The sequence below is a fragment of the Sulfitobacter sp. JL08 genome (genome assembly GCF_003352045.1).
Taxonomy (GTDB): domain Bacteria; phylum Pseudomonadota; class Alphaproteobacteria; order Rhodobacterales; family Rhodobacteraceae; genus JL08.
In genome coordinates this window covers 3,077,836-3,103,813 of the sequence record NZ_CP025815.1, presented here as the reverse complement: position 1 = coordinate 3,103,813, position 25,978 = coordinate 3,077,836, and the positions used below count along the sequence as shown (strand labels likewise).

The window sequence follows — 25,978 nt, the reverse complement described above, 5'->3', positions numbered from 1 at the left end:
ACAATGCCCCAGTCGCAACTGAGCCATTCAGATAGCCGAATAGCTTCTCAGATGAAATATCCCTTTTTCATTGCATGAGGCGCGGCCCATACTCGGCGTACTTACCGAGTATAGGTGAAGTCTCACAGACCCTCATTTCGGCTTCAGATGTGGCTGTTAAACTGCCTTGTGTCTTCATTGAGAGGCCTTCGATTTTCTTAGCCCTAGCATGGAAGTATATGTCGCCTCTTGCCCAGACGACGCCCCCGTAAGCCGAAAAGTTCGCATTGGCGTAAAATCCACCCAAAGACAGGAGCGTCGCACCTCCACCGATTGCGCAATCATCGTTGACACCAAGTTGCAATCCAGAGCTTGAATAGAACGCTTGTGCCGAAGTATTGCGGGTTGCGATCACAACATTCTTCAAGATGACGTTTGATGAGAACTCGACCTGGCAATCTGTGACAAGTGTAAAGTCTTCGTAGGTTCCAGATTTGAATATGATTTTTCCACCCGCGCAATTGTGCCTGTGAGCCAGTCCCGGTGCGATATCGGACGGACGAAACTCACTTAGCGTCAGTGGGGTAGGTGCCTTTAGTAAAACAGTCGATGGAACGAACAACCCGACTCCCAATTCGAGGTTGGTGATGATGTTGGGAAGCTCGTCCAAAGATGACAGATTATACCAGCCCTCCGCCTTGGCTCCCTCAAGGTTGGTATTCGAGCTATAAGCTGAATCAGGTATATCCAGTTTTTCGATATGGGGCATCGACACTTTGGAACCAAGAATTTTATCCGCGTAGTTATCAGCAGTAAAGTAATTGTTGGTCCTCAGGCTAACATAAGTATTCGAGTGCAGGCAGAAGCTGGGGCCAAAGAAATTGCCTGAGTCGATCGTCAGGACCCCTTCTGCAAGCAAACCTTGAAACGAGCATGGCTTGCGCTTCAGGACTTGAATCGAGTCCTCCGCGACATTGAAGCTGTCAAAACCAATCATGTAGAGAAGAAGGTTGGGGGTGGAGTTCCCGCGGTCTTTTGTCATGCCAGCATATACGCGCACCGCATCTACGGCTCCTGGTGCGGGCGTAAAGGTGCGCGTGTCGTAATCCCATGTGCCGAACGTAAAATCAGCCGAGGTGATTGCCTCTTGCATGTTTTTCCGTGGAAGCATACCGCGCACGACCTTCAAGGCTTCAGATATTGCAACAGATTCCGATTTTGACTGGCGCGTCAATAAAGCTGCATGCGCGGCTGAATCGGCTGCATTTTGTAAATACTGACTATCTGCTTGGCGCTTTTGGAAGTCCACGGCCATTCCGCCAATAATAAGAATGATAAGACAGAAAAACAGTGCCAAAACTGTGGCAGAGCCATTCTCATCTTGAATGAAACGGCGCGGGTAAACCATTCTGATATTCATCTTAATACTCCACTAGGTGGCTGCTCGAGATATTCAGTATGATCGTGTTGAAGGGTTTGCGCACAAAGCCCAACGGCATCATGGATCCTGCTGGAACCTGTACGCTCGCTTCAGCCACGTTGAAAGCTTTTGACGCATTCGCAGAGATCGCCGTGTCAAGATAGGCCAAGCGGCTCTCTAAATCAGCTTTGGCTTCTGCGTTTGTATCGTACAATCCGAGCGAATGTTGTCGCGAGACAGTCTGCACCACTCGCAAAATTTGCGCCTCACTGAAAAATACCATTGACACGTTTATTGCAAAGCCAATCAGAATAAAAAAAATAGGCATCCAAATGACGGACTCGACAGTAAAGCTACCAGCTTCGCACATCCAGAAGCGCTTTAGAAATTGACTTCTTTCTTCGGATCGGCGGGTGCAATTGATTTCACTTGTTTTGAACAATTTGATACCCTCTTCTTGACACAACCATTTTGATCCTGAATCTGGCAAAATATAGGCAAATTCTTGTTCTATTTGCGATTTACCGGCGCCATCAGACAAAACAAACGGCAATCACTAGCCATCGATAAGGTCTGAAATGTCCGTCGTCCGGGTTTTTGGAACTAATGGCAGCTTAAATTAGGAGAGTATCTGGCTCGTCTTTTTGGTTGCAGTATGCCGCGCGCTCGCGATGATGCAAGCGGCGCGTTTGAGGGTTTTTCGTTTGATCTGTTCCCTTGGCAGTGTCACAGGAACTTTCTTGTCGGCTGGGTGCGCGCCGACTTCGACAACATATCCGCCATGAGTTTCGGGGACTTGTCGCCCAATGCAATTTTAGCCCTTAACAAGGGCACAAAATGGGGGCTTTGCTCATCACACTGGCGAGGGCGGAACCTCGCGCTATCGCCGCGAAGGTGGGGTGCTGTCAGAACAAATCAGCTTGAGGCGGGCGGGGCGGTCGATTAGGGGCTGTTGACGTTCACCTGATGTGAATGATTGTAGCGGCGATCGAGATGAATGCTTTGAAGCTGGGGTCTGTTTTGCACGAGCGCATAGCTATCCCTCTGTTTTCCTTCAGTTTGCCAAAGTAGTTTTCGATCAGGTGCCGCCATTTGTAGGTGTCTTTGTCGAACTCCGCCGGGAACTTCCGGTTGGACTTCGGCGGGATGATCGGAGTGATGACGCGATCCAGCAGGTCATTGCGCAGCCAATCCGCATCAAAGGCCCTGTCCTCCAGCAGGTGCCCGGCAGACAGATTTCGGATCAGCGTATCGGTCTCGCGCAGATCATGGGCTTGTCCGGGCATCAGGCAAAAATCGACGAGGTTGCCGAGCGCGTCCGTCAGCGCCAGTATCTTCGTGGTTATCCCCCCGCGAGAGCGCCCGATGGCCTGGCAAAGAGTCCCCCTTTTGCGCCTTGGCCAGAGCGGTGAACCTTGACGATGGTGCCATCGATCATGGCGTATTCGAGGTCGGCGTCTGAGGCTAATACTTTGAACATATGATAGAAAATATCTGCCTTAACCCACCTGCGGAACCGCTTGAACACAGAGTTCCACTTGCCGAATTCGTCCGGCAACTCGCGCCATTGTGCCCCAGTGCGAACGATCCAAAGGACGGCTTCCACAAACAGGCGAGGATCGCGCCCAGTTTGTCCCGGGTCTGTGGGTTTTCCAAGACAATACGGGTCGATGATTGTCCAATGCGCATCGGTCAGGACTCTTCGGGTCAAGGCTGCTCTCCTCTGTTTGCAACCTTGAATCAGAAGTTAAGTGATTTGGGAATCCCGAACGTCAAAAGCCCCTAGGGACGCGAGAAAAACTGATTCCAAATTTCGCCTCCCTTTCAGAAACGCAAGCCGTCATGGTGGAGGCGATGGGGCTAAACAGGATCGTATTTTCGGTTGCCATGTAAAAGTCCAGGAGTGAGTTGCATCGCTAATGCGCACGCTTCGACGATTTTTCTGCTTACAACAGCTTCTACAACAAGATTTCCAGAAGCTTGGCGATGAGAATTATCGCGGTCGAAACGACGGCGATATACGTCAGTATGAACGGAAAATCTAGAAGCGGCTTTGGCCGGATTGGTATGGATAAATCAATTGCCTCATGTGTCACGTTTGCTGCCGTCTCGGGCAGTGACATGCGGAAAATGGCGACACGCGTGGCAATGATAGTCATACTAAAAGCCCTTCAAACAAGGATACTGGTTACAAACACAAACAACGCTGGAGGGTTTGGCGAACAAAAAACCCATATAGCATGGCTTAGTTGTAAGGGATTGGCGAAAAGTGTCAATTAGTAGAATCAAAAGTGTAAATTTGTACACTATATGCAGCTGAGTTTACCTTAAGAAATTGTTTTAAATAGATAAAGCTTCACTTCTCAGCTTGAAACCACCTTATCCAAATTGCCCAGAAACAGTCTTATTCCAAAAACGAACCTATATAATACTCTAGTTGTTTGATCCTACGGTTTGATGGTGTGATCCTTTCTATGGAATGGAAGGAAGCCATATGGGACAAGTTCGTCACGGGAGCGCCACGACCACGCACGCCGTCAGAGCTGCAATACAGCGATCGCAAGCTACGAACGCGGCGCTGAGCAAAGAACTGGGTATCAATCCCAAGACCGCTTAACCCTTCTTCCATATACTCACGAAACCGCGTGCGCAGCTCTGACGATAGTGCTGATGACATGAAACATCCTCCCAATCAGGGTGAGTCACAAATCAAAGCCAATGGGAATCCCACGATTCAGGGTTCAAGCTCGCCGCTTTAAACTTGAAAGAACTAAACCATCTCATATGGTAAGGCCGCAGAATAAGGAAGGGCGCAATCACGACTGGTCAAGACCCGATCGCGGGATTTAAGTCTCCGATCCGCCCACCGTCAAACCACCGATCATCATAGTCGGCTGGCCCACACCCACCGGCACCCATTGACCGGCCTTGCCGCAATTGCCCATACCCGGATCCAGCGCCATATCGTTGCCAAGGGCGCGGATGCGTTTCAACGCGGTCGCCCCGTCTCCGATCAGTGTGGCGCCCTTGACCGGCGCACCGATCTTGCCGTTTTGCACGCGGTAGGCTTCGGTGCAGGAAAACACAAACTTTCCATTGGTGATGTCGACCTGACCACCGCCAAAGCCGACCGCGTAAATCCCGTCCTTCAGATCGGCGACGATATCGGCCGGGTCGGCATCCCCGCCCAGCATATAGGTATTGGTCATCCGTGGCATCGGCGTATGGGCATAGCTTTCGCGCCGTCCGTTGCCTGTGGGGGTGACGCCCATCAGGCGCGCATTCTGGCGGTCCTGCATGAACCCGACCAGAATCCCGTCTTCGATCAGCACGTTTTTGGCTGATGGCGTGCCTTCGTCATCCACGGTAATACTGCCGCGCCGGTCCGGGATCGTGCCGTCATCCAGAACGGTCACGCCGCGCGCGGCCACCTGCTGGCCCATCAAACCGGCAAAGGCGCTGCTGCCCTTGCGGTTGAAATCCCCCTCAAGCCCGTGCCCGACGGCTTCGTGCAACAGGATACCGGGCCAGCCATTGCCCAGCACCACATCCATGATGCCTGCAGGGGCAGGAACCGCCTCAAGGTTGACCAAGGCAATGCGCAGCGCCTCGCGGGTATTGGCCTGCCAGTCGGCAGGGTCCATCACGCCATCAAGGCTGACACGCCCACCGCCCCCTGCGCCACCGGATTCGCGGCGTCCGTTTTCCTCGACAATCACCGATACATTCACACGGCTCATCGGGCGAACATCGCGCACGATCAGCCCGTCGGGGCGCAAAATCTCGACCTCTTGCAGGCTTGCGGCCAGGGTGGCCGATACCTGCACCACCCGTTTGTCCAGATCGCGGGCAAAGGCATCGATGTCGCGCAAGGTTTCGATCTTGACGGGAAATGCCGCGCCGGCAATCGGATCGGCATCTGTATAAAGCTTGCGGTTTGTGTGGGCCGGCCCGGTGTCCAAAACCGCGCCGCCATCGCCCACGGCCAGCCGTGCGGTCTGCGCCGCGCGGCGCAGGGCGGCGGCGCTGATTTCGGTGGAATGGGCATAACCCGAAACCTCGCCACAGACCGCGCGCAGGCCGAATCCCTCGGACGCGTCATAGCTGGCGGCCCGAATGCGCCCATCATCAAAGGACAGAACTTCTGACCGGCGACGCTCCAGAAACAACTCTCCGTCGTCGGCGCCTTGTGTTGCATCGCGCAAAATACCCAGCGCCTCGTCGCGGTCCAACGCGGTCTCAAACGGGGCAAACACATCCGCCTTTGCAGCATTTTTGTCGTTTTTCATCGGGGTATCCTGCATTTCAAGGCTGCCCTGTCGTTTTGGAGGGATGAAAATAGCGTCTGTTTGACGCAAGCTTATGGCTTTATCTGTGCATCAGAATATGATTGTAAGCATGAACAAGACAACGGGCAATCATCGCGGGGGTAAACTGACGCGTGGAACTGATGCCTTGACCGATATAATAATGCGACCAACAGTGATCAACTGATCAGGAACAAAGATGAAAAACCTAGCCATGCTTACCGGCCTGTTTGCCGGCCTTTCCACTCTTCCCGCCTTCGCTCAGGAAGGTCTTGAGATTATCGGCGCGCCGGTCGACGGTAAAATGGGGTTCCAGCCTGCGGCCAGCGAACTGGCGCGGGATCTGCAATGGCTGGACGGCATGATTCTGGTCGTTATTACCGCGATTACGGTTTTCGTGACGGCGTTGATGATCTACGCGATGGTGCGGTTCAACCGCAAATCAAACCCGACGCCAAAAACCTTTACCCACCACACCCCGGTCGAGATCGCCTGGACGATCATCCCGGTCTTTATCCTTGTGGCCATCGGCGCATGGTCGCTGCCGATCCTGTTCAAGCAACAGGAAATCCCCGAGGCAGACGTGACCATCAAAGTCACCGGCTACCAGTGGTATTGGGGCTATGAATATGTCGATCACGAATTCGGCTTTGAAAGCTTCATGCTGGATCGCGCCTCTCTTGCTGAATATGGCTACAGTGATGACGAATACCTGCTGGCGACGGATACGGCCGTTGTCGTGCCGGTGGGCAAAACCGTTGTGATGCAGGTCACAGGCGCCGACGTGATCCATTCCTGGACGATCCCCGCCTTTGGCGTGAAACAGGATGGTGTACCCGGTCGACTGGCCGAACTTTGGTTCGCCGCCGACAAGGAAGGCATCTATTTCGGCCAGTGCTCTGAACTGTGCGGCAAGGATCACGCCTATATGCCGATCACGGTCAAAGTGGTCAGCGAAGAGGCCTATCAGGAATGGCTGGACGGCGCGATCGACGAATATGCCGGCGTGCCGCGCGCGATCACTGTCGCGTCTAACTGACCTTCGGATCAGCGGGGCGGTCTTTGCCCCGCGATTTACCTGATGATCGGACCTGCCTGATGAGTGATGCAAGCATCAACACAAAAGACACAGCCCACCCGGGCGAGGCGTCGTTTGGCGATTATTTTGCGCTGTTGAAGCCCCGTGTCATGCAGCTTGTGGTCTTTACTGCTCTGGTCGGTCTGCTCGCCGCGCCGGTGCAGGTGCATCCGATGATTGCCTTCTCGTCGATCCTGTTTATCGCGGTTGGGGCAGGGGCATCGGGTGCGCTGAATATGTGGTGGGATGCGGATATCGACGCCGTGATGCGCCGGACAGCCAACCGCCCCGTTCCCGCTGGCAAAGTGGAACCGGGCGAAGCGCGGGCCATCGGTCTGGCGCTGTCGGGTCTTGCCGTGATGATGCTGGGGCTTGCCGCAAATCTTCTGGCGGCGGCGTTTCTGGCGTTCACCATTTTCTTTTATGCCGTCATCTACACGATGTGGCTGAAACGTTCGACACCGCAGAACATCGTGATCGGCGGCGCCGCGGGGGCGTTTCCGCCGGTGATCGGCTGGGTCTGCGCCACCGGGTCAATGGCTGTCGAACCGTGGCTGATGTTCGCGCTGATTTTCATGTGGACGCCGCCACATTTCTGGGCGCTGGCGCTGTTCATGCGCTCGGATTACGACGATGCGGGCGTGCCCATGCTGACGGTGACACACGGACGGCGCGCAACGCGCACGCATATTCTGGTCTATACCGTTCTGCTGTCGATCCTGGCGGTGGGCACCGGATTTTCGGCCATTGGCGGCCCGATTTATCTGTCGGTCGCGCTGGTGCTGAATCTGTTGTTCCTGCGCGGGGCCGTGCAGATTTGGCGCCGTGACGAAACACAATCCGAAGCCGACAATTTTGCCGTCGAACGCAAATTCTTCCGGCTGTCGCTGTGGTATCTGTTCGCCCATTTCGTCGCCATCCTGCTGGAAGCGGCGCTGGCGCCGTTCGGTCTGGGGGGCTGGGGATGAGCTTTCACACGGAACATGAAATTCACAAGCGCCGTTTTGGCCGCAATCTGGGCGTGGCGCTGGTGCTGGTCGGCTTTATCGTCGTCGTGTTCGGGCTGACATTCGTCAAGGTCACACGGGGCGATTTCGCCCTTCCCACATCGGAGGTTCAGAACTAATGGCGTTGCAGGGACCAAAGAAAACCGTTTTGCAGACCGTATCCGTCGTCGTGTTCATGGGCGCGCTGGCCTGGGCCTCTGTGCCGTTTTATGACTGGTTCTGCCGTGTCACCGGATTTGGCGGAACCACCGATGTTGCGACAACGGGGTCTGACGAGATTCTGGACCAGACCATTACGGTGCGGTTCGACGGATCGATCAACAAGAACATGCCTTGGGAATTCAAACCGGTGCAGCGTGAAATGGAACTGCGCATCGGCGAAACCGGTCTGGCCTTTTACGAGGCTTACAACCCGACCGACAAACCGGTGGCGGGATCGGCCAGCTACAACGTCACACCTTACGAAGCGGGCGGGTTCTTCAGCAAGATCCAGTGTTTCTGCTTCGAGGAACAGGTTTTGCAACCCGGTGAACGGGTGCAGATGCCGGTGACATTCTTTGTCGATCCGGAAATCGTAACCGATCGCGATGCAAAATACGTGCATACGATCACTCTGTCTTATACGTTCTACGAAATTGACCTGCCCGAAGGCTATGCCGCCTTGGACAATCAGGCCACAACAAACTTAAACTAAGCCGTAAGGTGAGGGACACAAACATGGCGCACGAAAAAAACCACGATTACCACATTCTGAACCCCTCGATCTGGCCATTGCTCGGATCGCTGGGTGGCTTTGCCATGCTTTTTGGTGCGGTCCTCTGGATGCATGATGTTACGCCGTTCCTGTTTCTCGCGGGGCTTGCGGCTGTGTTGTACGTGATGTTCGGCTGGTGGTCGGAAGTGGTGGCAGAAAGCCGCGTCGGGGATCACACCCCGGTTGTGCGGATCGGCCTGCGCTACGGCTTTATCCTGTTTATCATGTCCGAAGTGATGTTCTTTGCCGCATGGTTCTGGTCGTTCTTCAAACATGCGCTTTATCCGATGAACGAATATGTCGGGAGCACCTATGTTCCTGCGGAATTCTATCAGGTGAACGCGTTTGAACTGCCACTGATCAACACGCTTCTGCTGCTGCTTTCGGGCTGTGCGGTCACATGGGCGCACCATGCGCTTGTCCACGAAGACAACCGCAAGGATGTCATCAACGGTCTGGCACTGGCCATTGTTCTGGGTGTGCTGTTCACCGCCGTGCAGGCCTATGAATATTATCACCTTCTGGTCGACAAAGACTGGCAGTTCGGCGGCGACAAGTTCTTTTCGAACTTCTTCATGGCCACAGGCTTTCATGGCGCGCACGTGATCATCGGTACGATCTTTCTGGCGGTCTGTATGTTCCGTGCGATGAAGGGCCACTTTACGGCGGAAAAGCATGTCGGCTTTGAAGCGGCGGCCTGGTACTGGCACTTTGTGGATGTGGTGTGGCTGTTCCTGTTCTTTGCGGTCTACATCTGGGGCATCTGATCTGCCCGACAAAGCGGATTGCGGGTTGATCCCGCGCCGCAGACGATTATCAAGCAAAGCGCGCAAGGCATCTGACCTTGCGCGCTTTTCCTTTGTCGGGCGGGGGGGCCTGATCTGATATGCGCCGTTGGGTGTTCTTGCTGACGTTCGGGTTGATCGGGGCCGCGATCCTGATCGGGCTTGGCACCTGGCAACTTCAGCGGCTCGACTGGAAACAGGGTGTGCTGGCTGACATTGACAGCCGGATTACAGCAAACCCGGTGGCGGTGCCTGCCACACCCTATCCCGCAACTGACAAATACCTGCCGGTGCAGGCGCAGGGCACAATCCTGCCGGGCGAAGCGCATGTGCTGGTGTCGATCAAGGATGTCGGGCCGGGATACCGCATCATTGCACCCTATGAACTGGCCGATGGCCGCCGCATCCTGCTGGATCGCGGCTTTGTCCGCGATGCCGCCAAAAACAACACCCGCACAACAGGGCCGATCAGCGTCAGAGGCAATCTGCACTGGCCGGACGAGGTTGACAGCTACACGCCCGCGCCCGATCTGGCAGGCAATACATGGTTTGCCCGCGATGTGCCCGCGCTGGCGCAGGTACTGGGCACCGACCCTGTATTGTTGATTGCGCGCACCATTTCGGAACCGAACCCTTCTGTAACGCCTTTGCCGGTCGACAGTGCTGGCATTCCAAACGATCACTTGCAATATGCCATCACGTGGTTTTCGCTGGCCGCCATCTGGCTGGCGATGACCTTCTTTTTCATGCGCTCGATGCGCTCAAAACCGGAAAGCTGAAAAGTTGCGCTACATCTCGACCCGTGGACACGCGCCTGTTTTAAGTTTCGAAGACGCAATGCTGACCGGCCTTGCACGCGATGGCGGATTGTACGTGCCCGAAACGATCCCGCAGATGGATCAGGCCGATATTGCCGCCCTGCACGGTCTTTCCTATGAAGATGTCGCCTATCGCGTGATGCGCCCCTTTGTCGGCGATACGTTCACCGATACGGAATTCGGCGATATCATCACGCGCAGCTATGCCGGGTTCGGCCATGCCGCCCGCGCGCCTCTGGTGCAGCTGGACAGCGGCCATTTCCTGCTTGAACTGTTTCACGGCCCGACGCTGGCGTTCAAGGATTTCGCCATGCAACTGATCGGCCAGATGTTCCAGACCGCACTGGCGCGGCGCGGTGAACGCGTGACCATCGTCGGGGCCACCAGCGGTGATACCGGTTCTGCCGCGATCGAGGCGTTCAAGGGGCTGGACGTTGTCGATGTGGTCATCCTTTATCCCCATGGCCGCGTCAGCGAAGTGCAGCGCCGCCAGATGACGACACCGGGCGAGGCCAATGTGCATGCGCTTGCGGTCGATGGCGATTTTGATGATTGTCAGGCCCGCCTGAAGGATATGTTCAACGATTTCACCTTCCGCGACGAGGTCCGGCTTGCCGGTGTGAATTCGATCAACTGGGGGCGCGTGCTGGCTCAGGTGGTTTATTACTTCACCTCCGCAGTCGGCCTTGGCGCGCCGCACCGCCGCGTCAGCTTTACTGTGCCGACGGGAAATTTCGGCGATATATTCGCCGGATACATCGCCAAGAAAATGGGGCTGCCCATTGATCAACTGGTTGTCGCGACCAACCAGAACGACATTCTGGATCGCTGCCTGAAAGGACAGGGCTATCACACCAGTACGGTGCACCCGTCGATCAGCCCGTCGATGGATATTCAGGTCAGTTCCAATTTCGAACGGGCGCTGTTTGATGCCTACGGGCGCGATGGCAATGCCGTTGCGCAACTGATGGACGAACTGAAATCCGGTGGCGGATTCGACGTCAGTCAGGGCGCGCTTCAGATGTTGCAGGATACCTTCCAGTCCGGGCGCGCCTCGGAAGATGAAACATCGGCCACTATCACCGCGGAACTGGCGCGCAGCAGCGAATTGCTGTGCCCGCATTCCGCCGTGGGCGTCAAGGTTGCAAACGCGCTGCGCGATCCCGCAACACCGATGATCACGCTGGCCACGGCGCACCCCGCCAAATTCCCCGATGCAGTCGAGGCGGCAACAGGAATACGTCCACCCCTTCCCCCGCGCATGGCAGACCTGTATGACAGGCCGGAACGGGTGACGCGGATCAGCAACGATCTGGCCGCGCTCGAAGCTTTTGTCAGAGGACAGATCAGACATTGACAGTACAACAACACACTCTGGCGAACGGGTTTCGCATCGTCACCGAAAACATGCCGGGCCTGCAGTCGTCCTCGATCGGGATCTGGGTCACGGCAGGTGGACGCCACGAACGGGTTGAACAGAACGGCATCGCGCATTTTCTTGAACACATGGCGTTCAAGGGCACAAAGCGGCGCAGTGCCTTGCAGATCGCCGAAGCCATTGAAGACGTGGGCGGGTACATCAATGCCTATACCAGCCGCGAAGTCACCGCCTACTACGCCCGGGTTCTGGAAAACGATGTGCCCTTGGCGCTGGATGTGATCGCCGATATCGTTCTGAACCCGGTATTCGAACCGGGAGAGATCGAAATAGAACGCGGTGTGATCCTGCAGGAAATCGGCCAGGCACTGGATACGCCGGATGATGTGATCTTTGACTGGTTGCAGGAAAAGGCCTATCCGGGTCAGCCGATCGGGCGCACCATTCTGGGCCCGTCCGAACGTGTCAGCGCATTCACCCGCGAGGATCTGGCCGGCTTTGTCGGCGAACATTACGGGCCCAACCAGATGATCCTGTCAGCAGCGGGGGCCGTGGATCATGATGCCCTCGTGCGCGAGGCCGAAATCCTGTTCGGGCACCTGACGCCAACGCCATCCTTTGATATTTCGCCCGCCGCCTTTTCCGGAGGCGAGGTGCGCCGTACCAAGGATCTGGAACAGGCCCATTTTGCGCTGGCCTTTGAAAGCCCGGGCTATCGTGATGACGCAATCTATGTGGCGCAGATCTATGCCAGCGTTCTGGGTGGCGGCATGTCTTCGCGCCTGTTTCAGGAAGTGCGCGAACATCGCGGTCTGTGCTATTCGATCTTTGCGCAGGCCGGGGCCTATGCCGATACCGGCATGACCACGATCTATGCCGGCACCAGTGCCGGTCAGATCGGTGAACTGGCCGAAATCACTGTGGATGAAATGAAACGCGCCGCCGACGACATGAGCCCGGCCGAAGTGGCCCGCGCCCGCGCCCAGATGAAGGCCGGTATGCTGATGGGGCTGGAAAGCCCCTCAAACCGCGCCGAACGTCTGGCCCGCATGATCCAGATCTGGGATCGCGTGCCTGATCTGGACGAAGTCGTGCAGCGCATTGACGCGGTGACAACCGGGGATGTGCGCGATTTTGCAGGCCACATGGCCACCGCCGCCCGCGCAGCCATGGCGCTTTACGGTCCGGTGCAGAAAGCCCCCGATCTGGAAAAACTGCAGGGACGGCGCGCTGCCTGATGCTGCTGGCCAAGCGCAAGCTGAAGATCGAAACCGAGCGTATGACGCTGCGCCCGCCGACCCATTCGGATTTTCGCGCATGGACCAGTCTGCGCCGCGAAAGCGAGGATTTCCTGACCAGATGGGAGCCAAGCTGGGCGCAGGATCATCTGTCGCGCAAGGGCTTCACCAATCGCGTCTATTGGGCACAACGCTCTGTCAACAACGGTTCGGCTGTGCCGCTGTTCCTGATCCGCCGGTCCGATCAGGTTCTGCTGGGCGCGATCACCCTTGATAACATCCGCCGTGGCCCCGCGCAGGCGGGCACGTTGGGATATTGGACAGGCCAGCCCTTTATCCGTCAGGGATACATGCGCGAGGCGATTCTGGCCGTTGTGCATCACGCATTCAACCGACTGGACCTCAGCCGCATCGAAGCCGCCTGCCTGCCTGAAAACGTCGCCTCGCGCGGGTTGCTGGAACGGTCAGGCTTCAAATATGAAGGCGTGGCGCAATCCTATCTGCAGATCGATGGCCGCTGGCGCACCCACGTGCTTTATGCATGCCTGCGCAGCGACCGGCGCGGCAAGACCGAAGCGGGCTAAAACCCCGCTATCAAGCTCAGGTGTTTTACACTTCCCCCTAGACCTGTCCCGCCGCTGCGCTATCTTTCAGTCATGTTGCTTCGGTTGATCCTGCTTTTTGTGCTGATTGCAACGGCGTCCAACGCACAGGACCGCCGGCCAAGCCACTGTATTGCCATTGCGCAAGCCGATCCGCAGATCGAATACCTCCACCAAGCCAGCTACCGCGCGCCGGTGCCGGATTTTTCGGTTCGCCTGCAATACATCGCCCATGCCAGTTTTCTGATCCAGACCCAAGGCGGGCTGAACGCCGTGACCGATTTTACCGGATTTGTCGGCAATGTGCCCCTGATCCCCGACGTGGTCACGATGAACCATGCCCATGATACGCACTGGACGGCCTATCCCGATCCGGCGATTCCCCATGTTCTGGAAGGGTGGGGGCCGTTCGGTGAAGGCATCGACCATCATCTTGATCTGGGCGAGATGCTGGTGCGCAACGTATCCACCGATATCCGGTCGCAATTCGGCGGGCGCGAAGATAACGGAAATTCGATTTTCGTGTTCGAGGTGGCGGGCCTGTGCATCGGCCATCTGGGCCATCTGCATCACGAACCCAATGATGCGCAATATGCTGCGCTGGGGCGTCTGGATGTGGTGATGGCACCGGTCGATGGCGGTTATACGCTGGATTTGCCGACGATGACGCGGGTGCTGAAACGGTTGAAATCATCTGTCGTTGTTCCGATGCACTGGTTCAGCACCTATGCGCTGGATGCGTTTCTGGTGGGCATGGCAGACGAATTCGCGATCGAACGGCGCGACAGTTCCGCGCTGACGGTTTCGCTGCGCGATCTGCCGAACCGTCCGACGATCATCGTGTTGCAGCCCGAATGGCTGCGTGACACCGAATAGCGGCTTGCGTTTTTCCCGCCGGCGCGCTTTGAAAGACGCATGAGCCTTGCCCCCGCCACAGACCTGTTTCGTGATCATCTGCGCAGCCTTCTGCCGCAGGATGTGTTTCGCGATTCTGCGGCGCATTATCTGGAAGAACCGCGCGGCCAGTTCGAAGGGCAGGCAGGGCTTGTGCTGTGTCCGGACAATACCGAACAGGTGGCCACAATCATCCGCGAGGCCGGTGCCGCCCGTGTTGGCGTGATCCCCTATGGTGGTGGCACAGGCGTGGTCGGCGGGCAGGTGTTGCCTGACGGGCCTGCGCCGGTGATCCTGTCGCTGGAGCGGATGAACCGGGTGCGCGGGCTGTACCCGCTGGAAAACGTGCTGATCGTCGAGGCGGGTGTCATTCTGGCCGATGTGCAGGCCGCGGCCGAAGCCGCGGACCGGCTGTTTCCGCTGTCGCTGGCGGCCGAAGGATCGGCGCGGATCGGGGGCAATCTGGCCACCAATGCCGGTGGCGTGAACGTGCTGCGCTATGGCAATACCCGCGATTTGTGCCTCGGGATCGAGGCGGTGTTGCCCGACGGGTCGATCTGGAACGGGCTGTCACGCCTGCGCAAGGACAATACCGGGTATGATCTGCGCAACCTGCTGATCGGATCCGAAGGCACATTGGGCGTGATCACCGCCGCCGCGCTGAAACTTTCCCCGCGCCCTGCCGGAACCGGCACCGCGATGATGGTCGTCCCGTCGCCCGAAGCGGCGATAGAACTGCTGGCGCTGGCGCGCGCGCAAATGGGCGAAGGGGTCAGCGCCTTTGAACTGATCCATCGTCAGGGCCTTGAATTCCTGAGCGAAACACTGCCCGATCTGCGCCAGCCTTTTGCCGACCCGCCCGAATGGAGCGTTCTGATCGAGGTCGGTCTGGCGCAGGGGCTGGATCCGGCACAGGCGCTGGAAACCCTGTTCGAAAGCGCGGCGGAAGCCGGCGCTGTCGTGGATGGCACCATTGCCCAATCCGAAGGGCAGCGCCGCGCGCTCTGGTCCGTGCGCGAACACATCCCCGAAGCCAACCGCCGCATCGGTGCGATCGTCAGTTCCGATATTTCCGTGCCCATCGGCGCGATCCCCGATTTCATTCGCGCAGGCGCCGGCCGGATTGCCGCGATCGGCAGTTTCCGGATCAACAGTTTTGGCCATCTGGGGGATGGCAACCTGCACTACAATGTGTTTCCGATGCCTGGAAAAACCAAACATGATCACCAGAACCAGCGCGATGCGATCAAACAGGCGATCCATGATCTGGTGCAGGAAATGGACGGATCGTTCAGCGCCGAACACGGGATCGGACGACTGAAGGTCGACGATCTGGAACGCTATGGCGATCCGGTCAAACTTGCCACGATGCGCGCGATCAAGGCCACACTGGACCCCGTCGGCATCATGAACCCCGGCGCGGTGTTGCGCGCCCGTTAAGGGCGGTGCGGGTTTCCCGTATTTCTAGCAAAAAGAAGCAGGGGTTACACACCCTCAAAGGCGCAGAGTGCGTGCACATCCATGCCCAGTGCCTCAAGCCGTTTGCGCCCGCCCAGATCGGGCAGGTCGATTACAAAGGCACAGCTGAGGATCTTGCCGCCCAGCCGTTCGATCAGTTTGATCCCGGCCTCGGCTGTGCCGCCGGTTGCAAGCAGATCGTCGACAATCAGAACGGTTTCGCCGGGCTGGATCGCATCATCGTGGATTTCAACAACCGCCTCGCCGTATTCCAGGGTATATTCCTCGCTGATCACCGGGCCGGGCAGTTTGCCTTTCTTGCGCACTGGCACGAACCCGACGCTTAGCTGGTGGGCGATGGCGCCGCCAAGGATAAAGCCGCGCGCTTCCAGCCCGACGACCTTGTCGATGCGCAATCCGGCATAGGGGTGCAGCATCTGGTCCACCGCCATGCGAAAGCCGCGCGGATCGGCAAACAGCGTGGTGACATCGCGAAACAGGATGCCTTCATGGGGGAAATCGACGATGGTGCGGATATAGTCCTGAACGGTTTTCATGATGTTCCTTAAGGGGTTGTGCGGCGCAGGGTTGCGGTCAGTAGACCCATCGAGATCAGGGCAAGCCCGCCACCGCGCGTCAGCCACGTGATCACGCGGGGCCGTGCAATGGTGGTGCGCAGCCGGTCGGCCAGCAGCGCATAGGCCAGCGTATTGAGTGCCGCAAGGCCGACAAAGGTTGCGATCAGGATAATGAACTGCGGCGCCAGCGGTGCATCCGGGCGCAGGAACTGCGGCACGAAGGCAATGAAGAAGCCGATGGATTTCGGGTTCAGCGCTGTCACCGCCGCCGCATGGCCAAACACGCCGCGCGCACTGACATCGCCTTTTGTCACGACCGTGCCCAGCCCGCTTGAGGGCGCAGAGCGCAGCATTCTGACACCCAGATAGATCAGATAGACGGCACCGGCCCATTTCAGCACCGTGAATAGCGTGGCCGAGGTCAGCACCAGCGCGCCCAGACCCAGAAGCGACGCGGTCATCGCCACCAGATCACCCAGTGCGACACCGGCGGCAGATGCAACAGCCACGCTGCGCCCCTTGGACAGCGCATAGCTGAGCACCAGAAGAACCGTTGGTCCTGGGATCAGCAACAGCGCGGTCGAGGCGGCGACAAAGGCCAGCCAGAGATCAAGGCTCATGCCAGCACCCGCCCTGCAACGGCATCCAGTTTCGAAAGGACCGCCGGATCGCGGGCCTCGGGGGCGGTCAGGATGGCATATTCCAGCGCGCGATCACAGCCGTGCGGGCAGGGCGCGCGGCTTTTGCCCAGCAGGTTCGGCAGCTGCGCCACCAGCGCGCGGGCCTTGTCGGCGTTGCCGGTCAGGGTCTTGATGATGTCGCTGATGTCCACTGCGCCGTGATCGGGGTGCCAGCTGTCGTAATCGGTGATCATGGCGACCGAGGCGTAGCACAATTCCGCCTCGCGGGCGAGTTTGGCCTCGGGCATGTTGGTCATGCCGATCACGTCACAGCCCCAGCTTTCGCGGTACATCCGGCTTTCGGCGATGGTGGAAAATTGCGGCCCTTCCATCGCCAGATAGGTGCCGCAGCGATGCACGGTGACACCGGCGGTTTTCGCGGCGGTTTCGCAGGCGTCACCAAGGCGCGGGCAGGTCGGATGGGCCAGCGATACATGCGCCGCGCAACCGGTGCCAAAAAACGACTTTTCACGTGAAAAAGTGCGGTCAATGAATTGATCCACAATGACAAAATCGCCCGGTGCCATATGATCGCGGAACGATCCACAGGCGCTGACGCTGATCACGTCTGTCATTCCAAGCCGTTTCAGGGCATCGATATTGGCGCGGTAGGGCACTGTCGTCGGGCTGTGCACATGGCCGCGCCCGTGGCGGGGCAGAAACGCCATGGCAACCCCGTCCAGCGTACCGGTCAGGATCGCATCCGAAGGCGCGCCCCAAGGGGTGTCCACATCCACCCATTCGGCATCTTTCAAGCCGTCGATATCGTAAACGCCGGACCCGCCGATCACGGCAAGTCGGGTGCGTAGGTCTGATGCTGTCATGATCCGGTCCGGTGATTGTGTTTGCGCCGGATCGTGATGGGTTGGCGGGGGGAAATCAACCCGTTCCGGGCGGGTTTCTGGCCGGTCAGACGGCGCTATGCGTCAGGCGCATGGCAGCATCCCGCGTGCAAAAGGTATCATTCCGGCCCGGTTCCGTCTAAGGACGCGCGAGCGCTTAGCCCCAATCCCTACAGGATCGTCCGATGAAAAAAGCCATTCTGGCCTCGTTTGCCACGCATATTGCCATGCCCGATCTGCGCTGGATGCCCGAAGACGGGCTGACACTGGACCGGTTGCGCATTGAAATTCTGGCCGGCCTGACCGTTGCACTGGCCCTTGTGCCCGAAGCTGTGGCCTTTGCGTTTGTCGCGGGTGTCCACCCGCTGGTGGGCCTTTACGCCGCGTTTCTGGTCGGGCTGATCACGGCGCTGATCGGCGGACGTCCGGGGATGATTTCGGGCGCCACCGGGGCGCTGGCCGTTGTGATGGTGGCGCTGGTGGCCCAGCACGGCGTCGAATATCTGTTTGCGACCGTGGTGCTGATGGGGCTGCTGCAGATGTTTGCCGGGATCATGAAGTGGGGCAAATTCATCCGTCTGGTGCCGCATCCGGTGATGCTTGGCTTTGTGAACGGGCTGGCGATCGTTATTTTTCTGGCCCAGATGAGCCAGTTCAAGGTGCCGGGCACGATGGTGGATACAGGCCACGGCATGTCGGGTGGCGAATGGCTTTCGGGGATGCCGCTTTATATGATGCTGGCGCTGGTGGCGGCGACGATGGCGATCATCTGGGTGATGCCGCGCATCACGCGCATCGTGCCGGCGCCTTTGGCGGGTATCGGGATTGTCGCTGCAGTGGTGATCGGATTCGGGCTTGATGTGCCCCGCGTCGGGGATCTTGCCTCGATCAAGGGCGGGCTGCCCAGCCTGCACATCCCGATGGTGCCGCTGACCTTTGAAACCTTCAAGATCATCCTGCCTTACGCGGTTATTCTGGCCGCCATCGGCCTGATCGAAAGCCTGCTGACGCTGAACCTTGTCGGGGAAATGACCGGGCGGCGTGGCGGGGCAAGCCAGGAATGTATCGCCCAGGGCGTGGCCAACACCGTCACCGGGTTTTTTGGCGGTATGGGCGGGTGCGCGATGATCGGACAATCGATGATCAACGTGAAATCGGGAGGTCGCACGCGGGTTGCGGGCATCGCGGCGGCGCTGTTTTTGTTGCTGTTCATTCTGGTCGGATCCTCGGTGATCGAACTGATCCCGCTGGCGGCGCTTGTCGGCGTCATGTTCATGGTGGTCATCGGGACATTCGCGTGGAATTCGCTGACCATCCTGCGCCGCGTGCCGAAAATGGATGCGTTCGTGATCGGTCTGGTCACGGTTGTCACGGTGATGGAGGACCTTGCCGTGGCTGTCGTGGTCGGGGTGATCGTGTCGGCGCTGGCCTATGCGTGGAACAATGCGCGCCGCATTCACGCCAACACATTCATTTCCGACGAAGGCGCCAAGGTATACCGCGTTCAGGGGCCATTGTTCTTTGGGTCAAGCGACGGGTTTGCCGAACTGTTCGATCCCAAATCCGACCCTGATCTGGTGATTGTCGATTTTGCCGACAGCCGCGTTGTGGATCAGTCCGCGCTTCAGGCGATCGAAGCCGTGGCGCTGAAATACGAAGGGCAGGGCAAACAGATCCAGTTGCGCCACCTCAGCCGTGATTGCCACCGTCTGTTGAAGAAGGCGGGGCACCTGATGGTCGACAGCGATGATGACCCCGATTACGAACTTGCGGTGAATTATTCCGTGCGCACGGGGATTCTTGGCGGGCACTGATCCGCGCTGAGTTGCCCTGACCCGCGCTTGAGCCAGATCATATCCGGGTGCGGGCGTCTGTGTAGACTGGCGCGCATGAAGCCATTCTTTCTTATCGGTTTTTATGCCATTTCGGTCACGCTGCCCCTGATACTGTCCTGGGCGGTCGGGGGTGCGCCGCGCCCTTTCCGGCAGGAACTCGCCTCGGGTCTTGGGATATTGGCGTTTTCGATCATCCTGACCGAATTCGTACTGTCGGGCCGTTTCAAAAGCATATCCAAAGGCATCGGCATGGACGTGACGATGCGGTTTCATCAGATGATGGCGCGCACCGCGCTGGCCTTTGCGCTGCTGCACCCGTTTCTCTACGCTGGCTCGCCCGCAGGGGGCGTGCGGCCATGGGATCCGATGCGGCGGATGACACTCACTACCGATTTTTCCGATCTGGTCACCGGCATCGCTGCATTCCTGTTGTTGCCCAGCCTTGTCCTACTGGCCATCGCGCGCACGCAACTGGATTACAAATACGAAACATGGCGGCTGATGCACGGGCTGGGGGCGCTGGTAATCGCCTTGCTGCTGTTTCATCACACCATCTATGCGGGGCGCTATGGGTCGCAGCCCGAACTGGTCTGGCTATGGGGCACAATGACGGCCGTCGCGGCGGGATCACTGGTCTATGTCTACCTGATTGTTCCGCTGAGACAGCGCCGGTTGCCGTGGCGCGTTACATCGGTTGTTCAGATGACACCCAAACAATGGGAGCTGACACTTTCACCGCAAGGGCATGCGGGCATGACCTATGAGCCGGGCCAGTTTGTCTGGCTGAATGTCGGCAACAGTACCTTTTCCCTAAAGGAAAACCCGTTTTCGATCAGTTCCGCCCCCGCTCAAGGGCCTGATATGTCTTTTCTGATCAAGGAACTGGGTGATTTCACCGACACAATCGGACAGATCAGGCCGGACACGCGCGCCTATCTTGACGGGCCTTATGGCAACCTTTCGGTTTCGGGGCGCGATGAACCCGGTGTGGCGCTGATTGCAGGCGGGGTGGGGATTGCGCCGCTGCTGGGGATCATCCGGCAGATGCGCGCAACCGGTGATCCGCGCCAGCGCAAGCTGATCTACGCCAACCGGACAGAACAGCAGATCGCCTGCCAAAGTGACCTGAATGGCGAAGATGTCACCTATGTGCTGTCCGAACCGCCGACAGGCTGGGCCGGGGAAACCGGATATGTCGATGCCGGGGTGCTGGATCGTGCGTTTTCAGAGGATGCATTCAAAAACTGGGTTTTTGTACTCTGCGGCCCAAAGGCAATGCTGGACAGCGTCGAAGATGCCCTGATCGCGCGCGGTACGCCATCTTCGCGCATTCTGTCGGAACGGTTCGAATATGATTAGGTCTGCGCGAAACCGTCCTTTGCGCCAGCGCGTTTCCCGCGCCATCACCGCGTTGAACATCACGCTGGTTCTGGTTCTGATCGTCTTTGCGCTGCGTTAGGGTGTGCGGCGGAAAGGCCTGCAAAAATTAACCTTTAACGGTTCATTAGCTTGTTTCGCATGCGAAAACATCTGCGCGATCTGCCGGCCGGAATGGCGGAAATTGCGCTGATCATTGGAAAATTGCGGGCCTTTCGCGCGCAACTAAGCCGCCGAAACCTTAATCATCCGGGCGTTTAAGCTCGAACACATCGCGCACATGGGTGTAATCGCGATACCCCATCCGCGCCAGCGGCTGATAGGTTGTCACGTCAAAGCGGCCGTCTTTCAGGCAATCGTCACGCAGGTGGATGCCAACGACTTCGCCCAGAACCAGAAAGTTGCTTTCCCCCAGCAGGGGCACGATCTGGTTCAGCCGGCATTCCAGCGCGGCGGGGGCATCGGACACGCGCGAACAGGCAATTTCGCGGCATTCGGTGCGCGCGATGCCGGCGCGGTCAAATTCGTCCACGTCCTTGTCATAGGTGCCCGAACTGACATTCATCACATCGCGCATTTCATATTCCACGATGTTGACGCAAAACACGCCGGTGTCGCGGATGTTGGCAACGCTGTCCTTGGTCGGGCCGCGATCCGGTTTGGCCCCGGTCGAGGCAAACATGACCTGCGGCGGCACATAGGCCACGGCATTGAAGAACGAATAGGGTGCAAGATTTTCTGAACCGTCCGCACCACGGGTCGAAATCCAGCCGATCGGGCGCGGTGTCACGATGGCATTGAACGGATTGTGGGGCAGGCCGTGGCCATCGGCGGGGCGGTAGAACATTGCACTCTCCTGTCTTTTGCCCCATCCCTAGCGCCGTGTCGGGGCGAAGGCCACCACCAAGCGCGAAAAACGGGCCGAAGGGAAACGGGCGGTGTATCATCTGCAACCAGAGCAGGACGAAGATTACTGGGAGGTCGAGGCGCTTTATGATCTGTGCTTTGCGCCCGGACGCGAGGCGCTGTCGTCCTACCGTCTGCGTGATGGTGTGCCCGCCGTCGCCGATCTGTCGCTGGTTGCGCGTGATCCGGATGGTATTCTGGCGGGCGCGATCCGGTTCTGGCCGGTCTGGGTCGGGCCTGCACCGGCGCTGTTGCTGGGGCCGGTCGCGGTGCACCCGACCCGTCAGGGCGAAGGTCTGGGCGGGGTGCTGATCGCCGACAGTCTGGGTCTGGCGCGCGCCAGCGGCTGGCAACGGGTGATGCTGGTGGGTGATGCGCCCTATTACAGCCGATTCGGCTTTGCGCGTCTCAGCGGTGTCGACATGCCGCCCCCCACCAACCCGGAACGCGTTCTGGGCCATGATCTGCAACCGGACGGCTGGCGCGATGTGACGGGCACGGTGCGATCCTGGGCGGCCAAGGCTTGAAAGCGCGCGTGCGGGTGCCGATCTGTAAGGCACCCTGAAAGGACCGCAAGAATGCACGATACAACCGAACTGATCCCGATCGATGTTGATGCCGAACTTGACCGGCTGGCGCTGCGCTATCGTGCGGCGGGCGGCATCGGCGTGCAGGTGTTGACCCTGTTTGGCGGCAAGGCCGAAGGATTGCTGGATCAACTGCCTCGTCCGGTACGCGCCGGTCTGGAAGAGGGGGCGGCCAGAGCGCTAAAAATCGCGATGCGTGCCGCGCAGGGGTCACGCGATGTGGTGCCCGATCAGGCCGGATGGCTGAACACCGCAGCGGCCACCGCCATGGGGGCTGCGGGCGGCTTTGGCGGATTGCCCACGGCGCTTGCGGAACTGCCGGTGACGACAACTGTGTTGTTGCGTGCTATTCAGGGTGTGGCCAAGGAATATGATTTCGACCCCGCGGCGGAAAATGTCCAGTTCGATTGCATTCAGGTCTTTGCCGCGGCAGGGCCTTTGGCCAACGATGATGGCGCTGATCTGGGGTTTCTGTCGGTGCGTCTGGCGCTGACCGGCGGCGCGGTGCAGGGGCTGATTGCGCGGATCGCGCCACGGCTGGCTACGGTGCTGGGGCAAAAGCTGGCGGCGCAGACCGTGCCGGTGCTGGGCGCGGTTGCAGGCGCGGCGACGAATTATGCCTACACCAGCTATTATCAGGAAATCGCGCATGTGCATTTCGGATTGCGCAAACTGGCGATTGACGGCGATGTGGCCCACGCCGATCTGGTCGAGCGGTTGCGAACGCGGATGATCGCGGCCCGGCCTGCGGATCGCTGAGCGCGCCGGCCGCTGCAAACGTAGCGCGGGCTTTCCCGTATTTTTGGCAAAAAGAATGACAGGCTGCCGCCCTAAAGCGTAGGGCGTGTCAATCCGATGCTGCCACGTGCCACGGTGGTGGCTTTGACGATGGCATGGCATGTCACGCCGGGGGCAAGGCCCAGTTCGCGCACCGCGCGCAATGTCAGGCGCGCCAGCAGGCGGTCCTGTCCGGCGCTGAGCGCGATGGCGCCGCCGGGGCCTTCGCCGGTGTGGATGCTTGTGACGGTGACCGGCAGGATATTGACCGAGGAGAGGCCTTCGGGGCGGCTGCGCGACAGGATCACATCCTGCGCCAGCACCCGCAGGCGCACCTGCGCGCCGATCGGGGCCGCCACACCGGGCAGTTCCAGCGCGCCGGCGCTGGTCGTGAGAGTGCTGAGCCCGTCCGGCGCATGATCTGTCACGGTCGCAACAAGGATTGATCCGGCCTCGCGCACACCGATCAGCGGCACCGCCGCCGGATCGGACAGAACATCGAACACATCGCCCTGCGTGGCGACCTGCCCCTGTTGCAGCAGCACGATCCGGTCGGCAAGGCGGGCGATTTCATCGACCGCATGGCTGACGTAAAGAATGGGCACCGCGCCACCGGGCGCATCGCGCAACTGTTCCAGATAGGGCAGGATTTCTTCCTTGCGGGGGCCGTCCAGTGCGGCCAGCGGTTCATCCATCAACAACAGGGACGGGGCGGGAAACAGGGCGCGTCCCAGTGCCACCCGCTGTTTTTCGCCCCCTGAAAGGGCCGCGGGGCGGCGGTTCAGCAGGGGGGCGATGCCCAGCAGATCGATCAGTTCGGCGCGCGCGGCGCGTGACAGCGGGGCGGCTGCGTAGCGCAGCCCGAATTCCAGATTTTGGGCGACATTCAGATGGGGAAACAGGCGCCCGTCCTGAAATACATAGCCCAGATTTCGCTGGTGCGAGGGGCGGTTGATGCGCTTTGCGGTGTCCAGAAGATCGGTCTGATCCAGCCTTATATGGCCCTGATCCGGTGTGATCAGCCCGGCAATGGCATTGACCAGCGTGGTCTTGCCCGCGCCCGAGCGCCCGAGGATCGCCGTCACGCCCGCGCCGGCGTGAAAGGCCACATCAAGGCGGAACGCGCCAAGGCGGTGGGTCAGCGCGACATCAAGCATCCTGCCCCGCAATCCGGCGCGCGACACGGCGCGCCAGCCATTCCGACACCACAACAGCTCCCAGCGCAACGATAAGCGCAAGTGCTACCAGTCGCGCGGCCGCGCCTTCCCCGCCGGGCACCTGCAGGAACGCGTAGATCGCCGAGGGCAGGGTCTGGGTCTGGCCGGGAATATTGGCGACAAAGGTGATCGTGGCACCGAATTCGCCCATGGCCTTGGCAAAGCCCATGACCGCGCCCGCCAGAACACCGGGCAGGATCAGGGGCAGGGTGACGCGGGCAAAGATGGCATGGCCCGGTGTTCCAAGCGTTGCGGCGGCCTGTTCAAGACGGGGATCGACCGCTTCGATCGCAAGGCGAATGGCGCGCACCATCAGCGGAAAGCCCATGATGCCCGCCGCCAGCGCCGCGCCGGTCCAGCGAAAGGCAAAGCTGATGCCGAACCAGTCATACAGCAGGGCCCCGACCGGCCCGTTGCGCCCGAAGCCGATCAGCAGCAGGTAGCCGATGACGACAGGGGGCAAAACCAGCGGCAGGTGCACCGCCGCGTTCAGCACCGATTTGCCCCAGAACGATTTGCGCGCCAGCACCCACGCCACCCACAAGGCCAGCGGCAGCGCCACCAGCGTCGCTGTCAGCGATACTTGCAAAGACAGGGCAAGGGCCGTCCATTCAGCTTCGCTCAGGGCCATCAGGACGGATCCAGCGGCACAAAGCCATTGGCGGCAAACACCGATCTGGCTGTGGCCGTGTCGAGAAAATCCAGAAAAGCCGCGCCCTCCGTTGTCAGTGGTGCGGCGGCGTAGCGAATGTGCGGATGCTGATCGGACGGCACATTGTAAACCACCGATACGGCGGGTTCGGCAATGGCATCACTGGCGTAGACAATGCCCAAAGGGGCCTCTTGGCGCGCGACATAGGCCAGCGCGGCGCGCACGTTTTCGGCTTCGGCCAGATGTGCGGACAGTTCGGGCCAAAGCCCGGCGGTTTCAAGCCATGCGCGGGCATAGATGCCGGCGGGAACACTGTCGGTCTGGCCGGTGGCCAGCCGCCCGCCGTTAAGCGTCTTCAGCAGAACACCGGGCTGGTCGGCTGCGATTGGATCGTGGCCTGCGGGGGCGATCACAACCAGCGTGTTGCCCAGTATCATGCGGGTTTCGTCCGGGTTGACGATGCCCTGATCCTGCAACCAGACCATCCACTGCGGATTGGCCAGAATGACCAGATCGGCGGGAGCGGACTGGGCCACCTGGCGGGCTATCGCGCCGCTGCCGGCATAAGACAGCGTCACATTGCCCTGCCAATCCTCTGCTATATCATCCAGAGCGGTCTTGAGGCTAGCGGCGGCAAAGACGGTCACCGGCGTGTCGGCCTGTGCGACAGGCGCGCACAGCATGACCACAGCACAGACCAGCACCCGGATGTTGAGCCTTAAGGTCATCTGGCCTCGTTTATCCTTCCGGTCGGGTGGCAAAGTCTGCTCTGGCGGGCGAAATTCGGTGTAAAATCCCCGCGCGCAACG

Annotated in this window: 27 protein-coding genes and 1 pseudogene; 16 read left to right on the top strand and 12 right to left on the bottom strand. The window is 59.2% G+C overall.

The features are described from left to right. Positions 1-67 precede the first annotated feature (67 nt). From C1J05_RS15305 to C1J05_RS15290, 4 genes are all read right to left on the bottom strand, one after another. On the bottom strand, positions 68-1,399 hold the full coding sequence (locus tag C1J05_RS15305) for a pilus assembly protein TadG-related protein (RefSeq protein WP_114871011.1): 1,332 nt from the start codon (positions 1,397-1,399) through the stop codon (positions 68-70). Position 1,400: 1 nt separating this feature from the next. Then, positions 1,401-1,952 (bottom strand): TadE/TadG family type IV pilus assembly protein, encoded by a 552-nt coding sequence (locus C1J05_RS15300; protein ID WP_205388972.1) that lies wholly within the window; start codon positions 1,950-1,952, stop codon positions 1,401-1,403. 406 nt (positions 1,953-2,358) lie between these two features. Next, positions 2,359-3,110, bottom strand: a protein-coding gene (locus C1J05_RS15295) for an IS5 family transposase (protein ID WP_205388971.1) whose coding sequence is annotated in 2 segments (ribosomal slippage) — positions 2,359-2,777 and positions 2,777-3,110 — 753 coding nt in all. Because the reading frame shifts where the segments join, the coding sequence is not laid out codon by codon here. A 247-nt stretch (positions 3,111-3,357) separates the two neighbouring features. Beyond that, the gene (locus C1J05_RS15290; protein ID WP_114871009.1) at positions 3,358-3,558 is read right to left on the bottom strand and encodes a hypothetical protein; all 201 of its coding nucleotides are present in this window, start codon (positions 3,556-3,558) and stop codon (positions 3,358-3,360) included. 335 nt (positions 3,559-3,893) lie between these two features. Here C1J05_RS15290 and C1J05_RS21925 point away from each other — a divergent pair. After that, positions 3,894-4,010, top strand: a pseudogene (locus tag C1J05_RS21925) (IS481 family transposase); the annotation flags it as partial. 235 nt (positions 4,011-4,245) lie between these two features. Here the strand turns inward: C1J05_RS21925 and tldD are convergent. Next, positions 4,246-5,688, bottom strand: coding sequence for a metalloprotease TldD (gene tldD, locus C1J05_RS15280; protein ID WP_114872354.1), 1,443 nt, complete (start codon positions 5,686-5,688; stop codon positions 4,246-4,248). 217 nt (positions 5,689-5,905) lie between these two features. Between tldD and coxB the strand changes: the two genes are divergently transcribed. The 11 genes from coxB (at position 5,906) to C1J05_RS15230 (ending at position 15,700) form a co-directional block, all read left to right on the top strand. Further along, a complete protein-coding gene (gene coxB, locus C1J05_RS15275) occupies positions 5,906-6,745 on the top strand; it encodes a cytochrome c oxidase subunit II (protein WP_114871008.1) in 840 nt (279 codons plus the stop codon). A gap of 59 nt (positions 6,746-6,804) precedes the next feature. Further along, positions 6,805-7,752 carry a heme o synthase gene (gene cyoE / locus C1J05_RS15270; RefSeq protein WP_114871007.1) on the top strand — a complete coding sequence of 316 codons (948 nt, stop codon included), beginning with the start codon at positions 6,805-6,807 and terminating at the stop codon, positions 7,750-7,752. Next, a complete protein-coding gene (locus C1J05_RS21745) occupies positions 7,749-7,910 on the top strand; it encodes a hypothetical protein (RefSeq protein WP_205388970.1) in 162 nt (53 codons plus the stop codon). The genes cyoE and C1J05_RS21745 overlap by 4 nt, the downstream gene beginning before the upstream one ends. Then, the gene (locus tag C1J05_RS15265; protein WP_114871006.1) at positions 7,910-8,485 is read left to right on the top strand and encodes a cytochrome c oxidase assembly protein; all 576 of its coding nucleotides are present in this window, start codon (positions 7,910-7,912) and stop codon (positions 8,483-8,485) included. Before C1J05_RS21745 ends, C1J05_RS15265 begins: the two co-directional genes overlap by 1 nt. Before the next feature lie 23 nt (positions 8,486-8,508). Further along, entirely contained in the window at positions 8,509-9,312 is an 804-nt protein-coding gene (locus C1J05_RS15260; protein WP_114871005.1) for a cytochrome c oxidase subunit 3, read from the top strand. A gap of 119 nt (positions 9,313-9,431) precedes the next feature. Further along, entirely contained in the window at positions 9,432-10,109 is a 678-nt protein-coding gene (locus tag C1J05_RS15255; RefSeq protein WP_114871004.1) for an SURF1 family protein, read from the top strand. A gap of 4 nt (positions 10,110-10,113) precedes the next feature. After that, positions 10,114-11,505, top strand: a complete 1,392-nt coding sequence (gene thrC / locus C1J05_RS15250; protein ID WP_114871003.1) for a threonine synthase — start codon at positions 10,114-10,116, stop codon at positions 11,503-11,505. Beyond that, positions 11,502-12,764 carry a M16 family metallopeptidase gene (locus C1J05_RS15245; RefSeq protein ID WP_114871002.1) on the top strand — a complete coding sequence of 421 codons (1,263 nt, stop codon included), beginning with the start codon at positions 11,502-11,504 and terminating at the stop codon, positions 12,762-12,764. Before thrC ends, C1J05_RS15245 begins: the two co-directional genes overlap by 4 nt. Next, positions 12,764-13,348: a GNAT family N-acetyltransferase gene (locus tag C1J05_RS15240; RefSeq protein WP_114871001.1), complete on the top strand. Its 585-nt coding sequence runs from the start codon at positions 12,764-12,766 to the stop codon at positions 13,346-13,348. The genes C1J05_RS15245 and C1J05_RS15240 overlap by 1 nt, the downstream gene beginning before the upstream one ends. A 75-nt stretch (positions 13,349-13,423) precedes the next feature. Continuing rightward, positions 13,424-14,242 carry an MBL fold metallo-hydrolase gene (locus C1J05_RS15235; protein WP_114872353.1) on the top strand — a complete coding sequence of 273 codons (819 nt, stop codon included), beginning with the start codon at positions 13,424-13,426 and terminating at the stop codon, positions 14,240-14,242. 39 nt (positions 14,243-14,281) lie between these two features. Then, positions 14,282-15,700, top strand: a complete 1,419-nt coding sequence (locus C1J05_RS15230) for an FAD-binding oxidoreductase (RefSeq protein ID WP_114871000.1) — start codon at positions 14,282-14,284, stop codon at positions 15,698-15,700. A gap of 44 nt (positions 15,701-15,744) precedes the next feature. On the opposite strand, the gene C1J05_RS15225 is transcribed toward C1J05_RS15230, so the two are convergent. Genes C1J05_RS15225 through C1J05_RS15215 form a run of 3 tightly spaced genes read right to left on the bottom strand, consistent with a single transcriptional unit; the run spans position 15,745 to position 17,800 of the window. Next, on the bottom strand, positions 15,745-16,275 hold the full coding sequence (locus C1J05_RS15225; RefSeq protein ID WP_114870999.1) for an adenine phosphoribosyltransferase: 531 nt from the start codon (positions 16,273-16,275) through the stop codon (positions 15,745-15,747). Between the two features lie 8 nt (positions 16,276-16,283). Continuing rightward, the gene (locus C1J05_RS15220; protein WP_114870998.1) at positions 16,284-16,916 is read right to left on the bottom strand and encodes a LysE family translocator; all 633 of its coding nucleotides are present in this window, start codon (positions 16,914-16,916) and stop codon (positions 16,284-16,286) included. Continuing rightward, the gene (locus C1J05_RS15215) at positions 16,913-17,800 is read right to left on the bottom strand and encodes an S-methyl-5'-thioadenosine phosphorylase (RefSeq protein ID WP_114870997.1); all 888 of its coding nucleotides are present in this window, start codon (positions 17,798-17,800) and stop codon (positions 16,913-16,915) included. Before C1J05_RS15215 ends, C1J05_RS15220 begins: the two co-directional genes overlap by 4 nt. Before the next feature lie 203 nt (positions 17,801-18,003). On the opposite strand from C1J05_RS15215, the gene C1J05_RS15210 reads away from it, so the two are divergent. Both C1J05_RS15210 and C1J05_RS15205 read left to right on the top strand, forming a co-directional pair. Beyond that, entirely contained in the window at positions 18,004-19,632 is a 1,629-nt protein-coding gene (locus C1J05_RS15210; RefSeq protein WP_114870996.1) for a SulP family inorganic anion transporter, read from the top strand. A gap of 75 nt (positions 19,633-19,707) precedes the next feature. After that, positions 19,708-21,012 carry a ferredoxin reductase family protein gene (locus tag C1J05_RS15205; RefSeq protein WP_114870995.1) on the top strand — a complete coding sequence of 435 codons (1,305 nt, stop codon included), beginning with the start codon at positions 19,708-19,710 and terminating at the stop codon, positions 21,010-21,012. A 259-nt stretch (positions 21,013-21,271) separates the two neighbouring features. Here the strand turns inward: C1J05_RS15205 and C1J05_RS15200 are convergent, their stop codons facing one another. Further along, complete coding sequence (locus C1J05_RS15200) at positions 21,272-21,877, bottom strand: flavin reductase family protein (RefSeq protein ID WP_114870994.1); 606 nt, start codon at positions 21,875-21,877, stop codon at positions 21,272-21,274. A 91-nt stretch (positions 21,878-21,968) separates the two neighbouring features. Here C1J05_RS15200 and C1J05_RS15195 point away from each other — a divergent pair, with 91 nt between their 5' ends. Next, on the top strand, positions 21,969-22,463 hold the full coding sequence (locus C1J05_RS15195) for a GNAT family N-acetyltransferase (protein WP_114870993.1): 495 nt from the start codon (positions 21,969-21,971) through the stop codon (positions 22,461-22,463). Between the two features lie 51 nt (positions 22,464-22,514). Then, positions 22,515-23,282, top strand: coding sequence for an EcsC family protein (locus C1J05_RS15190; protein ID WP_114870992.1), 768 nt, complete (start codon positions 22,515-22,517; stop codon positions 23,280-23,282). Positions 23,283-23,353: 71 nt separating this feature from the next. On the opposite strand, the gene modC is transcribed toward C1J05_RS15190, so the two are convergent. From modC to modA, 3 genes are read right to left on the bottom strand one after another with little or no spacing between them, the layout of a single operon-like run. Beyond that, a complete protein-coding gene (modC, locus tag C1J05_RS15185; RefSeq protein ID WP_114870991.1) occupies positions 23,354-24,457 on the bottom strand; it encodes a molybdenum ABC transporter ATP-binding protein in 1,104 nt (367 codons plus the stop codon). Continuing rightward, the gene (gene modB / locus C1J05_RS15180) at positions 24,450-25,148 is read right to left on the bottom strand and encodes a molybdate ABC transporter permease subunit (protein WP_114870990.1); all 699 of its coding nucleotides are present in this window, start codon (positions 25,146-25,148) and stop codon (positions 24,450-24,452) included. Before modB ends, modC begins: the two co-directional genes overlap by 8 nt. Then, complete coding sequence (gene modA, locus C1J05_RS15175) at positions 25,148-25,897, bottom strand: molybdate ABC transporter substrate-binding protein (protein ID WP_114870989.1); 750 nt, start codon at positions 25,895-25,897, stop codon at positions 25,148-25,150. Before modA ends, modB begins: the two co-directional genes overlap by 1 nt. Positions 25,898-25,978 lie beyond the last annotated feature (81 nt).

Bases quoted from the DNA above. Each gene is read 5' to 3' on its own strand.
- C1J05_RS15255 (WP_114871004.1), top strand. From the start codon at position 9,432: ATGCGCCGTTGGGTGTTCTTGCTGACGTTCGGGTTGATCGGGGCCGCG.
- C1J05_RS15215 (WP_114870997.1), bottom strand. From the start codon at position 17,800: ATGACAGCATCAGACCTACGCACCCGACTTGCCGTGATCGGCGGGTCC.
- C1J05_RS15225 (WP_114870999.1), bottom strand. From the start codon at position 16,275: ATGAAAACCGTTCAGGACTATATCCGCACCATCGTCGATTTCCCCCAT.
- C1J05_RS15200 (WP_114870994.1), bottom strand. From the start codon at position 21,877: ATGTTCTACCGCCCCGCCGATGGCCACGGCCTGCCCCACAATCCGTTC.
- modB (WP_114870990.1), bottom strand. From the start codon at position 25,148: ATGGCCCTGAGCGAAGCTGAATGGACGGCCCTTGCCCTGTCTTTGCAA.
- C1J05_RS15240 (WP_114871001.1), top strand. From the start codon at position 12,764: ATGCTGCTGGCCAAGCGCAAGCTGAAGATCGAAACCGAGCGTATGACG.
- C1J05_RS15305 (WP_114871011.1), bottom strand. From the start codon at position 1,399: ATGAATATCAGAATGGTTTACCCGCGCCGTTTCATTCAAGATGAGAAT.
- C1J05_RS15260 (WP_114871005.1), top strand. From the start codon at position 8,509: ATGGCGCACGAAAAAAACCACGATTACCACATTCTGAACCCCTCGATC.
- C1J05_RS15290 (WP_114871009.1), bottom strand. From the start codon at position 3,558: ATGACTATCATTGCCACGCGTGTCGCCATTTTCCGCATGTCACTGCCC.
- C1J05_RS15265 (WP_114871006.1), top strand. From the start codon at position 7,910: ATGGCGTTGCAGGGACCAAAGAAAACCGTTTTGCAGACCGTATCCGTC.
- C1J05_RS15210 (WP_114870996.1), top strand. From the start codon at position 18,004: ATGAAAAAAGCCATTCTGGCCTCGTTTGCCACGCATATTGCCATGCCC.
- C1J05_RS15220 (WP_114870998.1), bottom strand. From the start codon at position 16,916: ATGAGCCTTGATCTCTGGCTGGCCTTTGTCGCCGCCTCGACCGCGCTG.
- C1J05_RS15230 (WP_114871000.1), top strand. From the start codon at position 14,282: ATGAGCCTTGCCCCCGCCACAGACCTGTTTCGTGATCATCTGCGCAGC.
- C1J05_RS15205 (WP_114870995.1), top strand. From the start codon at position 19,708: ATGAAGCCATTCTTTCTTATCGGTTTTTATGCCATTTCGGTCACGCTG.
- modC (WP_114870991.1), bottom strand. From the start codon at position 24,457: ATGCTTGATGTCGCGCTGACCCACCGCCTTGGCGCGTTCCGCCTTGAT.
- coxB (WP_114871008.1), top strand. From the start codon at position 5,906: ATGAAAAACCTAGCCATGCTTACCGGCCTGTTTGCCGGCCTTTCCACT.
- C1J05_RS21745 (WP_205388970.1), top strand. From the start codon at position 7,749: ATGAGCTTTCACACGGAACATGAAATTCACAAGCGCCGTTTTGGCCGC.
- C1J05_RS15190 (WP_114870992.1), top strand. From the start codon at position 22,515: ATGCACGATACAACCGAACTGATCCCGATCGATGTTGATGCCGAACTT.
- cyoE (WP_114871007.1), top strand. From the start codon at position 6,805: ATGAGTGATGCAAGCATCAACACAAAAGACACAGCCCACCCGGGCGAG.
- modA (WP_114870989.1), bottom strand. From the start codon at position 25,897: ATGACCTTAAGGCTCAACATCCGGGTGCTGGTCTGTGCTGTGGTCATG.
- tldD (WP_114872354.1), bottom strand. From the start codon at position 5,688: ATGAAAAACGACAAAAATGCTGCAAAGGCGGATGTGTTTGCCCCGTTT.